The sequence below is a fragment of the Rhodococcus sp. SORGH_AS_0303 genome (assembly GCF_030819335.1).
In the GTDB taxonomy this organism is placed as follows: Bacteria; Actinomycetota; Actinomycetes; order Mycobacteriales; family Mycobacteriaceae; genus Rhodococcoides.
Genome location: NZ_JAUTBO010000001.1, coordinates 2,132,114 through 2,144,349, shown reverse-complemented (window position 1 = coordinate 2,144,349; position 12,236 = coordinate 2,132,114). Strand labels below are relative to the sequence as shown.

The following is a 12,236-nucleotide window of genomic DNA, read 5'->3' as shown; positions in this document are numbered from 1 at the left end:
TTAGCCTACCCTAATTCGCCGACCGGCCCCACGACAGGTCAGTGCGCGGCGTCGTACGCGTCCTGGATCTCCTGGCTGATGCGCCCGCGGGTGCTGACCTCGAAGCCGTTCTCCTTGGCCCACGCCCGCACGTCCTGCAGATTCTGGCGGCCCTTCTTCGGCGCCGCGGCGGACCCGTTCCGGCGAGACTTCTTGCCGCCCACCTTCTCCGCGTGTTCGATCCAGAATGCGAATTGGTCGTACAACTCGTTGGCGTGCTTGCTGTTGAGATCGATCGAATACGACACGCCTCCGACCGCGAACTCGACCGTCTCGCCCTGCCCGTCCTTGATGAGTGAACCGTCGACATCGTCGATCATTTGGACGGTGGTGCGTCGTGCCATTGTTCTGCGCTCCTCGATACCGGGTGGAGAAAGAATTTCCTCCAAGATAACAGCCGAGATGGCCGACATCGTGACACCGACCCGACACCGCCCTGACAACATCCGAATCACGACATCTCGGTCGTGATTTCGACGACCTGTCGTTCGTGACCGACACGGGACGATCGGGCTCACCGCGGTCGCCGGTACTGTGACGGACGCACACTCGACGCGGCCACTCCCGTCGACGTCGGCCACGAAGGGTTCACGGATGACCGCACAGAGTTTCTCGGAAACGCGTGCCGTGTCGTCGACGACGAGACCGTCCGGTTCGCTGACCTTCGTCGATCTCTTCAGCGGTGCGGGCGGAATGAGTTGCGGCTTCGCACGACACGGCGCCTTCGATGTCGTCGGCGCGGCGGACGCACAACTGGGTAAACCGAGCAGTGCGCGCGGATCTCTCGAATGCAATGCGTCCTATGAGGCGAATATCGGAACGGTGCCGCACGCCGTGGATCTTTCCGCTGTCACCGGGGCCGAGTTGGCGCGACTCTTCGCCCCGCGTCTGAACGGACGACCACTCGACGTACTCAGCGCGTGCCCGCCGTGCACCGGCTTCTCCCGTGCAAATCCTCGAAATCATCTCACCGACGATCCACGCAATTCGCTCGTGACCCGTGTCGCCGACTCCGTCGAGGCTCTGCGCCCGATCGTCCTCGTCATGGAAAACGCACGAGAATTGGTCGGCGGTAATTTCCGTGGTCATCTCGACGCGTTGGCTCTGCGGTTGGATCACCTCGGCTACGACGTCGATGCCTCGGTGCACATGCTCAGTACGGTCGGCTTACCGCAACGACGCGAGAGATCCCTGGTGGTCGCGGTGCGGCGCGATCACGAATTGCACACTCTTTCCGAATTGTGGGAGGGCAGGACCATCGCACCGGAGGCGATCACGGTGCGGCGCGCGATCGGCCACCTGCCCCGCGTCGAGGCCGGTGAGACGGCGTCCGGCGATCCGATGCACCTCTCGCCCAGCATCGGTCGCGAGTCGACCCGCCGCCGCCTCCACGCCCTCCCCCACGACGGCGGTTCCTGGCTCGACCTCAGGTCCGCCCCCGGCGGCGACGACCACCTGACGCCCGCGATGCAGCGCCTCGTCGCCGCCGGGCGCCTGGGGTCGCACCCCGACGTCTACGGCCGACTGTGGTGGGACCGTCCCGCGCCCACCGTCAAACGGGAGTGCGCCCACTTCGGCAACGGCCGCTACACCCATCCCGAGCAGGACCGGCTGTGCACGGTGCGAGAGTTGGCCCTGCTGAACGGTTTTCCGGACGACTACGTGTTCCGCGCGCGATCGCTGTCGAACATGTACCGCCACATCGGGGACGCGGTACCGCCGCTCGTGTCCGCTCAGCTCGCCGCGCTGTGCACCTGGATCATCAGCGGCGTCAAGCCGGACCTGCGCGACGCGATCCTGCCCGGCACCTCCCTGCGGGCAGAGGACCTGCTCCCGGCACAGCCCTCACCGGATCTTCTCGATGCGCACCCATCCCGCCTCGTCGCGGCCGGCGTGTCCCTCGATCTCGAGGACCACCAGCGCTGACCGCACCGCCGACACGGGCACGCCGGAGTCCACGGACAGTTGCTGCACCGTTCGGGCTCCCGTGGCCGGGAACGCGTCCAGCACGCGGGCGGGAGTCTGCGGCAGGCGATCGAGATCGCGGCCGAACAGGGCGTCCCGGTCGTCGTCCTCGACACCCGCACCCACCGCACCCGCCTCGGCCACCACGTCCCGGGCACCCGTCACCAGACGCGCTTCGCCCTCGCGGATCATCCGGTGGCACCCCGTCGACGACGCGGACGTCACCGGCCCCGGTACCGCCATGACCGGTCGCCCCAGTGCCCGTGCCCACGACGCCGTGTTACGCGCCCCGCTGCGCCATCCCGCCTCGACCACGACCACGCCGTCACACAGTGCGGCCACCAGCCTGTTGCGGGAGAGGAAGCGGTACCGGGCGGGTGGTGTGCCCGGCGGATACTCCGACACCACCGCACCCGTCTCCGACACTCTCCGCAGCAGACGCTCGTGCCCCGCCGGGTACGCCCGGTCGACGCCGCACGCCAGCACCGCCACCGTGCAGCCGCCCACGCCCAGCGCGGCGCGATGCGCCGCACCGTCGATGCCGTACGCGCCGCCGGAGACCACCGTCCACCCGTCCACGGCCAGGTCTCCCGCGATCTCACCCGTCACGTGCTCCCCGTAGCTCGTCGCGGCGCGCGTTCCCACCACGGCCACCGCCCGCTCCGTGGACGACGCCACCGGCGCCGGACCCACCACCCACAACGCCAACGGCGCACCGCCGTCGCGAGTGGGCAGAGCCCCGTCCGGCCGCTCGAATCCGAGGAACCGCCAGGCGGGCCACTCCTCGTCCGACGGCACCACCAGTCGACCGTCCATCGCAGCCATCAGGTCGAGGCTCGCCGCGGCGGTGTCGAGATGTGCCCGCGCCGACACGCGGTCCCACACCGCCTTCGGAACGTCCCCGGTGCGCATCGTCGCCGCGGCGTCCACCACTCCGCGCGAGGCAATGAGCTGCTCGACGGCGCGCGACGGACCCTGCACCACCGTCGAGACGTACGCCCACGCCAGGGTCTCCGGATTCTGCGCTCCACTCACACGCCACTCCCCTGTTCGCGAAAACTCATCGCCGACGCCACGCACTCGGGTCCCGGAGACATCCGCCCCTCGAGGTCGCCGAGCGTCCAGGCCAAGCGCAGGATGCGGTCCGCGCCCCGCGCCGTGATGCCACCGCGCCGCAGCGCCCGTTCGATCGGAATCAATGCTTCGCGTTCGAGCCGGAAGCGCTGGCGCAGTGCTGATCCGGGTACCTCGGCATTGGTTCGCCAGCCGAACTCGGACCACCGCTCCGCCGCCGCCTGCCGCGCTGCCGTCACTCTGCCGCGCACCACCTCGGTCGTCTCCCCCACGTCGTCGGTCAACAATCCGGTCGCAGCGGGCTGCATCGACAGCCGCAGGTCCACCCGGTCGAGCAGTGGTCCGGACAGCTTGCCGAGGTAGCGCCGGCGGGCGTTCGGCGCACACACGCAGTCGGCGGTCCGCGGCGAGGCGCACGGACACGGATTGGCCGCCAGCACCAGTTGGAAGCGAGCGGGATAGCGGGCGACCCCGTCGCGCCGCGCGATGCGCACCTCGCCGTCCTCCAGCGGGGTACGCAGTGCCTCCAGCACGCGCACCGACATCTCGGCACACTCGTCGAGGAAGAGCACGCCGTGGTGCGCCCGGCTCACCGCACCCGGTCGCGCCATGCCGCTTCCGCCGCCCACCAGTGCCGCCACCGAGGTGGTGTGATGCGGCGCGATGAACGGGGCGGTGGTGATCAACGGACACTCCGCCGTGAGTGTCCCCGCGACGGAGTGCACCGCCGTCACCTCCAGGGCCTGACCCTCCGTCAGCGGCGGCAGCAGTCCGGGCAGCCGACCCGCGAGCATCGTCTTGCCGATACCGGGCGGCCCCGTGAACATCAGATGGTGTGCGCCGGCGGCCGCGACCTCGAGAGCCCAGCGTGCTTCGGACTGTCCGACCACGTCGGCGAGATCGCCGTACCGGGGCTCCGGACCCGGCCGTGTCGGCATCGGTTCCGGGAGAGTGCACCGGTGCGAGAGCCACTCGATCACCTGCCGAAGATGCGCGGCCCCGAGGACCTCGATCCCGCCCACCAGGCCCGCCTCGGCGAGGCTGTCCTGCGGCACCACCACGCGGGTCCATCCCGCTCCGCGTGCGGCGAGCACGGCGGGAAGGACCCCTCGCACGCTCCGCACCCGCCCGTCGAGTGCCAGCTCACCCACCAGCACCGTCGAGGCCAACAGACCCGGCGGCACCACCTTGGCGGCGCCGAGCACCGCGCACGCCAGTGCCAGGTCGTACACGGATCCCACTTTCGGGAGTGTGGCCGGCGACAGCGCGAGCACCACCTTGGACGCGGGCCAGCTCTGGCCGGAGTTGTTCACCGCGGCCCGCACTCGGTCCCGTGACTCCTGCAGCGCCGCATCGGGGAGTCCGACCACGTGCACGCCCGGCAGGCCCCGCCCCACGTCGGCCTCGATCTCCACCAGGATGCCGTCGATGCCCGTGACGGCGACCGAGAACGTCCGTCCCAGAGCCATCAGAACGCCGCCCTCAGATGCGAGAGCAGAGGCCCCCGGCCGTCGGCGATCACAACCTCCACGACGTCGAACCGCACCGGCACCCACGGACCGGACCGCTCGGCGAGCCACAGCCCGGCCAGCCGGTGGATGCGCTGCGCCTTCGCCGGCGTGACCGCCTCGGCCGGAGTGCCGTACCCGTCGCCGGAGCGGGTCTTCACCTCGACGAACACGACGGTGTCGCCGTCCACGCCGATGATGTCGACCTCGCCGTGCCGGCACCGCCAGTTGCGGTCGAGAATCCGCAGACCCACCGTCGTCAGATACGACGCGGCAGCTTCCTCGCCCGCTCTGCCCATTTCCGCGTTCGTCGCCATGGCTCCCCTCGCCGACCCGGTGCCCGGTGGTGGGCACACCCGGTGTCGGAGCACGACTGTGCAGGCACGCGGCGACCGTGCCGCGGCGCCGACCTGCGGCCGCAGAAAACCCGGGGACGACGCTCGACCCGGGGATGACGGACCACCGAAACCCCCTGTTGCGCGGCGCTCGGCCGTGGGGTTTGCGATGATCGGGTCATGAACACTGCACGCGACTCGTCGGCGAGCGGGACGCCGTCCGGCAGTGAGTTCCTTCTCCGCCGCGTGCCGGACGATCGGCGGCCCGCTCACCCCTATGCACTGCTGTGGACGTCGAACGATGCGCTGGGTCGGGAATCGACCAGGGAGGTGGGGTGCGGCGACTACTCGTGGGCGCTACGGACGGCACGCATCCTGTCCATTCCGCGCGCGTCGATCGAGCACGACCAGCGCGGCGGCGTGGACGACGGCTACGAGGGGTGGCACCTCAACGCGCGCATCCTGGGGACGGATCAGCGCTGATTCACTCGGGAAGTCCCCGTCACTCGGGAAGTCCCCGTCACTCAGGAAGTCTCAGATCCGGCTTGTCGAGTTCCTCGATGTTGACGTCCTTGAACGTGATCACCCGGACGTGCTTGACGAAGCGCGCGGGTCGGTACATGTCCCACACCCACGCATCGGACATCCGCACCTCGAAGTAGATCTCGCCGTCCGCGTTCCGCGGGATCATCTCCACCGAGTTCGCGAGATAGAAGCGACGCTCGGTCTCCACCACGTAGGTGAACTGGCCGACGATGTCGCGGTACTCCCGGTACAGCGACAGTTCCATCTCGGTTTCGTACTTCTCGAGATCCTCGGCACTCATGCCGCCATCATCGCGCATCGGCGCCCTCGTGTTCCCATCGACCCCGCTCCTGCGGCGACACCGTCGGTGCGGCGCCGGCATCCTCGAGGCAGGCGACGTTCGACCACGAGCGACGGTGCTCCCGGCTCGCCCCGAGACGGGCGAGGGCGTCCGTGTGCAGCGTCGTGTTGTAGCCCTTGTGTACGGAGAAGTCGTAGCCGGGGATGTCTCCGTCGAGTGAGCGCATGATGCGGTCACGGTGCACCTTGGCGAGCACGCTCGCGGCGGCGATACAGGCCGCGGTGGCGTCCCCACCGATCACCGGGAGTGACGGCGCGGGAAGCCCGGGCACCCGAAAACCGTCGGTCAGGACGTACCCGGGGTCGACCGACAGTCCGGCGACCGCGCGGCGCATGCCCTCGATGTTGGCGACGTGGATACCGATGCGGTCGATCTCGGCCGCGGGGACGATGACGATCGAGTATGCCGTCGCCCAGCGGATCACCTTCGGGAACAACGACTCCCGCGTCTTCTCGCTCAGCTTCTTCGAGTCGTCCAGAAGGTCCAGCGCGGCGCGGGCGCGATCGCCCAGGATGCACGCGGCGATGACCAGTGGGCCCGCACAGGCGCCACGACCCGCTTCGTCCACGCCCGCCACGGGCCCGAGCCCCGACCGGAGAAGGGCCGACTCCATGGTCCGCATGCCACCCGCGCGACGGATGACGGTGCGCGGCGGCCACGACGTCCGGGAGAGCCGCGTGGTCGACTTCATGGGCCCCGAACTCACTGCCCCTGGATGTCCGGATCGTCGATGAGACCCCAGCGACCGGGCGGCAGCACGATGGCCTGCGCCTTGCCGATCACGTTGTCCAGCGGGATGGTTCCCTGCAGTTCGTCGGCGACGTGGAAGCGCGAGTCGGCGGAGTTGCTGCGGTTGTCACCCATGACCCACACGTTGCCCTCGGGCACGGTGACGGGCCCGAAGCACCGCCCGGAACGGATCGGGGTGTCACACGTGAGCGTGCCGGGCACGAAGTCGAAGTCCATGGTGATGTACGGCTCGTCGAGCGGCTTGCCGTCGACGAGAACGCGCCCCTGCTCGTCGCAGCACTCGACGGTCTGACCGCCGGTGGCGATGACGCGCTTGACCAGATCGTTCTCGTCCGGTGCGACCAGGCCGACGAGGGATCCGAGTTCCTGAGCGCCGCGGACGACGATGTTGGACGACCGCGTGGAGACGTAGTCGCCGTCCCAGGACGGCGGTCCGCGGAACACGACGACGTCACCGGCCGTCGGATCGCCGAAGCGGTACCCGATCTTCTCCACGACGATGCGGTCACCGGTGCAACCAGTGCAGCCGTGCAAGGTCGGCTCCATCGATTCCGAGGGAATCAGGTACACCCTCGCGACGAAGGTCTGCAAGAGGAAGCTGAGCACCAGGGCGACCAGGATGAGAATCGGAAGCTCGCGCCAGAAGGACCGTGGCTTCTTGGTTCGCTGCGCCTCGTCGTTGTCGTCGCCCGCGCGCTCGTCCGTCACGGGTCAAGATTAGCGGCAGCGCCGCGGTGCAGAACGACCGGGACGCAGAACGGCCGGACACAGGGGAACGAGTCCCCTGTGTCCGGCCGTCCAGCGAGTGGAACGCCGAAGATCAGCGCTTCTCCTTGATCTTGGCTGCCTTGCCGCGCAGCTCGCGCAGGTAGTACAGCTTCGCGCGACGCACGTCACCGCGGGTCAGCACGTCGATCTGGGCGATGTTCGGGGTGTGGACGGGGAAGGTGCGCTCCACGCCGACGCCGAAGGACACCTTGCGGACCGTGAAGGTCTCGCGGATGCCGCCACCCTGACGCCGAATGACGACGCCCTTGAAGATCTGCACGCGCTCCTTGGAGCCCTCGATGACCTTCACGTGCACGTTCAGTGTGTCGCCCGGGCGGAACTCGGGGATGTCGCTGCGCAGCGACTGCTTGTCCAGGAAATCCAGGGTGTTCATGGTTCATCCTTGCTGTGACGAGATCTCGAGCAGAGGACCCGAGCGGCTGCCGTCGGCGGATGCCGTCGACGCTCGACTGGTTCGTACTCCGAATAGGTGTCCACCGGATGCCGGGCATGCGAGTAGCACGCCCGGTGTCAGGCAACCCCACGATTGTGCCAGAGAACCGGTGCCCGACGAAATCGGCCGGATCAGCCCGCGCCGACCGATTCGCGATCGGGGCGCGACTCCCCCGGCGCCGGCGCCGGAAGGACGATGCGATCGAGTTCGTCCTCGGCAGCGGCGCGCACGTGCGCGACGTCGGGCGTGCCCGCGATGGCGTCCTGCATCCAGATCTTCGCGCGGACGACGGGACGGCGCAGGTTGCGCTCGCGCCGCAGGGCCTTCTCCATCCGCCGCGGGCGTCGGGTGTAGCGCCAGCGCGCCCAGGGTGACCCCGGCCGGCCGATCCGGATCGCGCCGATCACGAGCAGCGGCAGGAAGAACAGGCCGGCGAGCCCGGTCCAGATCTTGCCCTTCGCGAGGACGATCGCGGCGAGGAGGAGATTGAGCGCGGCCAGGACGACGATGATGCTCCGCACCGCGACGCTGGGATCGTCACGGAAGCCGGCGACGTCGAAGAACTCGAGCGGTTTGAGACCGAACAGCAGCATGACGGTGGCGGCCACGGCGACGAAGACCGCGTCGACGGAGGTGCGGCCCTGCTCGGCCCAGTACACGTCCTCCAGATAGAAGATGAGCGCGAACTCGTCGAGTACCAGTGCCGCACCGATACCGAAGAACGCCGCGAGCGCCGCGCCCGTGGTCTGGGTGCCGTCGACGTACACGGTGATCATCGCGATACCCGAGACCAGCATGGCGACCACACCGAACACGACGTGATGCACGTGGTGTCCGCCCGGCGTGACGTTGCCCGGCCACCAGGACACCTGCGCGCGGATCATGCGGACGCTGAACCGGATGAAGACGAACCCGGCGATGAACCCGACGAGGAAGAACAGCAGCGGGATGCGCCCCTCGTCGGAGACGTGGTGCATCCACCGCTCCATCGCAGCGCCTTCCTGCCGTGCCCGTCCTGTGACGAGGAAGTCTATCCGCGCCGCCGCGACACCCTCTACTTTCCGAAGCCCGCCTTCCGCAGCGCATCGGCCATCGATCCCGTTGCCGCGGCCGGTGCCGAGGACTGCGCTCCCTTGCGCGGTCCGGCTCCGGTCTTCTGCCGGTTCCGGGCGCCCTGGCCTCCCGACCCGCCGCGTGGAGCCGATGCCGCTGCCGTACCGCCGATCTCGTCGGTCAGTCGCAAGGACAGGCCGATCCGCTGGCGCGGCAGGTCGACCTCCATGATCTTCACGCGCACGACCTGTCCGGACTTGACGACGTCGTGCGGGTCCGAGACGAAGCGGTCGGACATCGCCGAGACGTGGACGAGTCCGTCCTGGTGCACGCCCACGTCGACGAAGGCGCCGAAGGCCGCCACGTTGGTCACCACTCCCTCTAGCACCATGCCCGGTTCGAGGTCGGCGACCTTCTCGACACCGGCCGCGAAGGTGGCGGTGGCGAACTCCGGACGCGGATCGCGGCCGGGCTTCTCGAGCTCGGACAGGATGTCGGTGACGGTCGGGAGTCCGAACCGGTCGTCGACGAAGTCCTGCGGGCGCAGGGACCGCAGCACCCGCTCGTTGCCGATCACCTCACGGACTCCCATGCCGGCCCTGTCGACGATGCGGCGCACCACGGGATACGCCTCGGGGTGCACGCTCGACCGGTCGAGGGGGTCGTCGCCGTCGGTGATGCGGAGGAACCCGGCGCACTGCTCGAAGGCCTTGGGCCCGAGCCGCGGAACCTTCTGAAGCGCGGATCGGGATCGGAAGGGGCCGTTCTCGTCGCGGTGCGCGACGATCGACTCGGCGAGAGTGGTGGCCACGCCGGAGACGCGCGCGAGCAGAGGCACGCTGGCGGTGTTGACGTCGACGCCGACCGCGTTCACCGCGTCCTCGACGACGGCGCCCAGGGAACGCGCCAACATGGATTCCGAGACGTCGTGCTGGTACTGCCCCACGCCGATCGACTTCGGGTCGATCTTCACCAGTTCCGCGAGGGGATCCTGCAGACGACGGGCGATGGAGACCGCGCCGCGGATCGAGACGTCGAGATCGGGCAGTTCGCGCGACCCGTAGGCGGACGCGGAGTACACGGAGGCGCCGGCCTCGGAGACCATCGCCTTGGTCAGGTTCGCGTCCGGGTACCTCGCGATGAGTTCCGCCGCCAGCGCGTCGGTCTCACGCGACGCGGTGCCGTTGCCGATGGCCAGCAGATCGACACGGTGCTTCGCCGCCAGTGCGGCCAGCGTCGCGAGCGCCTCGTTCCACTTGCCCTGGGGCTTGTGCGGATAGATGGTGTCGTACGCGAGGACCTTGCCGGTGGGGTCCACGATCGCGACCTTGGTCCCCGTGCGGAACCCCGGGTCGAGGCCCATGGTGGTGCGACTGCCGGCGGGCGCCGCCAACAGCAGGTCCTCGAGATTGGAGGCGAAGACGTCGACCGCGCGCTCCTCCGCGGACTGCCGCAGCCGCATGCGGGTGTCGATGCCCAGGCTGACCAGAAGCTTGGTCCGCCACGCCCATCGCACCGTGTCGAGGAGCCACCGGTCGGCCGCACGGCCGTGGTCGCCGATACCGAAGCGCGCCGCGATGCGGGTCTCGTACACCGACGCGGTACCGGGTGCGGGTTCGTCGGTGTTCGGCTCCGGATCCATCGTGAGGGAGAGCACCTCCTCCTTCTCCCCGCGCAGGACTGCCAGTACTCGATGGGACGGAACGGAGGTGAAGGACTCGGAGAACGCGAAGTAGTCGGAGAACTTCGCACCGTCCGTCTCCTTGCCCGGTCGCACCGCGCTGGTCAACCGGCCACGGGTCCACATCAGCTCGCGCAGCGACCCGACGAGGTCGGCGTCCTCGGCGAAGTGCTCGACGAGGATCGCGCGCGCACCGGCGAGCTGCTCCTCGCCGAAGGACGTCGGATCGGTGGTCGGATCGGACAGCAGGGCGTCCGCCACGGGCTGGTGGCCGGCCTCGCGCGCGATCTGCGCCTTGGTGCGGCGCTTCGGTTTGAACGGGAGGTAGATGTCTTCGAGGCGCGCCTTGGTGTCCGCGAGCACGATCGAGTCCTCGAGCGCGTCGTCGAGCTTGCCCTGCGAGCGGATGGACTCGAGAATCGCGGCGCGGCGCTCGTCGAGCTCGCGCAGGTATCGCAGTCGCTCGTCGATCGTGCGCAGCTGGGTGTCGTCGAGCGTGCCCGTGACCTCCTTGCGGTAGCGCGCGATGAACGGCACCGTCGCACCCCCGTCGAGCAGGTCCACGGCGGCGCGTACGCGCTCCTCCGCGACGTCGAGCTCCTCGGCGATCCGGCGATTGACAGATTTCACAGCGGTCGTCACGGCGATGGACCCTACCGCGCCGGTACCGTGGAGTGACGGTGCCGCCCCGGGTTCCGAGCGCCGACGCGCCCGGTACGTCCACTCTCGAATGTGGGGGCACTCGATGACAGAACGGTAGTCACGTGACAACTCCCTCGGCGCGCCTGCGACGAGCCTCCACCATGTTGGCGGCGGTGGCGCTCGCCACCACGATGGCGGCGGCCTGCGCGCAGCCGGCCGAGCCGGCGGCGACGACGATCCCGGTCGCACCGGAGTTCCCCGAACCCGAGATGCCGATGGCGCCGGACCTCACCGGCCGCCTGCAGCAGGCACTCGACGGCGCGGCCGCGCGCGGCGCGACGCTCTCCATCGGCTTCCTCGACCGGGAGACCGGGACGTACATGGGTTCCGGTGACAACGATCCGATCGAGACGGCGTCGGTGGTCAAGTTGTTCATCGCCGACGATCTGCTCTACCGCTCGTCGCGCGGCGAGTTCGCCCTCGACGAGGAGTCCCGTGCCCTCATCGCGCCGATGCTCTCGTCCTCGGACGACAGTGCGGCGCAGGTCCTGTGGGACGCCGCCGGTGGATCCGAGGTCGTGGCACGCGTCGCCGGCCGCTACGGCCTGCCCGCCACCGCCGCGTCGGCGGACGGGATCTGGTGGAACACCCGAACCACCGCGGCGGACCTGGTGCGGTACTACGACGCCGTCCTCGACGGCACCGGCGGACTGAACCCGGCGGACCGGGCGACCGTCGTCGGAGACCTCGAGGCGTTCACCCCCGAGGGGGCAGACGGCTATCCCCAGACCTTCGGCATCCCGCGGGCACTCCCCGGCGAGACGGTCCGCGGGGTCAAGCAAGGGTGGATGTGCTGCGTCGACGGTCGGTGGATCCACCTGAGCACGGGGTTCGTCGGCGACGGAGAACGCTACGTGGTGGCGGTGCTCTCGCGGGAGGATCCCTGGTACGGCGCGGACGGCGGCAGCGCGGAGACGACGGCGGACACCGCGGTGACGGACGACGACGGCGCCAAGCACGCGCGCGTCACCGTCACCGGCGCGCTGAAGATCCTGTTCCCCACCGGGGTCGTCGCCTGAGG

The 12,236-nt window shown here is 69.4% G+C and carries 13 protein-coding genes; 3 read left to right on the top strand and 10 right to left on the bottom strand.

All coding sequences use genetic code 11. The features are described 5' to 3' along the window. Window positions 1-38: 38 nt before the first annotated feature. Entirely contained in the window at window positions 39-383 is a 345-nt protein-coding gene (locus QE449_RS10150) for an Lsr2 family protein (RefSeq protein WP_027505031.1), read from the bottom strand. 250 nt (window positions 384-633) lie between these two features. On the opposite strand from QE449_RS10150, the gene QE449_RS10145 reads away from it, so the two are divergent. Beyond that, the gene (locus tag QE449_RS10145; protein ID WP_081821169.1) at window positions 634-1,965 is read left to right on the top strand and encodes a DNA cytosine methyltransferase; all 1,332 of its coding nucleotides are present in this window, start codon (window positions 634-636) and stop codon (window positions 1,963-1,965) included. On the opposite strand, the gene dprA is transcribed toward QE449_RS10145, so the two are convergent. Genes dprA through QE449_RS10130 form a run of 3 tightly spaced genes read right to left on the bottom strand, consistent with a single transcriptional unit; the run spans window position 1,885 to window position 4,903 of the window. Next, window positions 1,885-3,039 (bottom strand): DNA-processing protein DprA, encoded by a 1,155-nt coding sequence (gene dprA / locus QE449_RS10140; protein ID WP_307108751.1) that lies wholly within the window; start codon window positions 3,037-3,039, stop codon window positions 1,885-1,887. The two genes, QE449_RS10145 and dprA, sit on opposite strands and share 81 nt — an antisense overlap. Then, window positions 3,036-4,547 (bottom strand): YifB family Mg chelatase-like AAA ATPase, encoded by a 1,512-nt coding sequence (locus QE449_RS10135; RefSeq protein WP_307108750.1) that lies wholly within the window; start codon window positions 4,545-4,547, stop codon window positions 3,036-3,038. The genes dprA and QE449_RS10135 overlap by 4 nt, the downstream gene beginning before the upstream one ends. Further along, window positions 4,547-4,903: a YraN family protein gene (locus QE449_RS10130; protein WP_027505028.1), complete on the bottom strand. Its 357-nt coding sequence runs from the start codon at window positions 4,901-4,903 to the stop codon at window positions 4,547-4,549. The genes QE449_RS10135 and QE449_RS10130 overlap by 1 nt, the downstream gene beginning before the upstream one ends. Window positions 4,904-5,101: 198 nt before the next feature. On the opposite strand from QE449_RS10130, the gene QE449_RS10125 reads away from it, so the two are divergent. Further along, window positions 5,102-5,404 (top strand): hypothetical protein, encoded by a 303-nt coding sequence (locus QE449_RS10125; protein ID WP_204867859.1) that lies wholly within the window; start codon window positions 5,102-5,104, stop codon window positions 5,402-5,404. A 37-nt stretch (window positions 5,405-5,441) separates the two neighbouring features. Here QE449_RS10125 and QE449_RS10120 read toward each other — a convergent pair whose 3' ends face one another. The 6 genes from QE449_RS10120 to QE449_RS10095 all read right to left on the bottom strand — a co-directional run bounded on the left by QE449_RS10120 (window position 5,442) and on the right by QE449_RS10095 (window position 11,155). Continuing rightward, window positions 5,442-5,747: a DUF2469 domain-containing protein gene (locus QE449_RS10120; RefSeq protein WP_027505026.1), complete on the bottom strand. Its 306-nt coding sequence runs from the start codon at window positions 5,745-5,747 to the stop codon at window positions 5,442-5,444. A gap of 7 nt (window positions 5,748-5,754) precedes the next feature. Further along, a complete protein-coding gene (locus QE449_RS10115; RefSeq protein ID WP_307108749.1) occupies window positions 5,755-6,498 on the bottom strand; it encodes a ribonuclease HII in 744 nt (247 codons plus the stop codon). A gap of 11 nt (window positions 6,499-6,509) precedes the next feature. Continuing rightward, window positions 6,510-7,265 carry a signal peptidase I gene (gene lepB / locus QE449_RS10110; protein WP_307108748.1) on the bottom strand — a complete coding sequence of 252 codons (756 nt, stop codon included), beginning with the start codon at window positions 7,263-7,265 and terminating at the stop codon, window positions 6,510-6,512. Window positions 7,266-7,377: 112 nt separating this feature from the next. Further along, complete coding sequence (gene rplS / locus QE449_RS10105) at window positions 7,378-7,719, bottom strand: 50S ribosomal protein L19 (protein ID WP_027505024.1); 342 nt, start codon at window positions 7,717-7,719, stop codon at window positions 7,378-7,380. Window positions 7,720-7,910: 191 nt separating this feature from the next. Further along, window positions 7,911-8,768: a hypothetical protein gene (locus tag QE449_RS10100; RefSeq protein ID WP_373428283.1), complete on the bottom strand. Its 858-nt coding sequence runs from the start codon at window positions 8,766-8,768 to the stop codon at window positions 7,911-7,913. A 65-nt stretch (window positions 8,769-8,833) separates the two neighbouring features. Then, window positions 8,834-11,155 carry a Tex family protein gene (locus QE449_RS10095; protein WP_307108746.1) on the bottom strand — a complete coding sequence of 774 codons (2,322 nt, stop codon included), beginning with the start codon at window positions 11,153-11,155 and terminating at the stop codon, window positions 8,834-8,836. A 122-nt stretch (window positions 11,156-11,277) separates the two neighbouring features. On the opposite strand from QE449_RS10095, the gene QE449_RS10090 reads away from it, so the two are divergent. After that, window positions 11,278-12,234, top strand: coding sequence for a serine hydrolase (locus tag QE449_RS10090; protein ID WP_307108745.1), 957 nt, complete (start codon window positions 11,278-11,280; stop codon window positions 12,232-12,234). Window positions 12,235-12,236: the final 2 nt, after the last annotated feature.

Coding starts and splice junctions, on each gene's coding strand:
- QE449_RS10150 (WP_027505031.1), bottom strand. CDS start 383: ATGGCACGACGCACCACCGTCCAAATGATCGACGATGTCGACGGTTCA.
- QE449_RS10145 (WP_081821169.1), top strand. CDS start 634: ATGACCGCACAGAGTTTCTCGGAAACGCGTGCCGTGTCGTCGACGACG.
- QE449_RS10135 (WP_307108750.1), bottom strand. CDS start 4,547: ATGGCTCTGGGACGGACGTTCTCGGTCGCCGTCACGGGCATCGACGGC.
- QE449_RS10130 (WP_027505028.1), bottom strand. CDS start 4,903: ATGGCGACGAACGCGGAAATGGGCAGAGCGGGCGAGGAAGCTGCCGCG.
- QE449_RS10125 (WP_204867859.1), top strand. CDS start 5,102: ATGAACACTGCACGCGACTCGTCGGCGAGCGGGACGCCGTCCGGCAGT.
- QE449_RS10120 (WP_027505026.1), bottom strand. CDS start 5,747: ATGAGTGCCGAGGATCTCGAGAAGTACGAAACCGAGATGGAACTGTCG.
- QE449_RS10115 (WP_307108749.1), bottom strand. CDS start 6,498: ATGAAGTCGACCACGCGGCTCTCCCGGACGTCGTGGCCGCCGCGCACC.
- rplS (WP_027505024.1), bottom strand. CDS start 7,719: ATGAACACCCTGGATTTCCTGGACAAGCAGTCGCTGCGCAGCGACATC.
- QE449_RS10100 (WP_373428283.1), bottom strand. CDS start 8,768: ATGGAGCGGTGGATGCACCACGTCTCCGACGAGGGGCGCATCCCGCTG.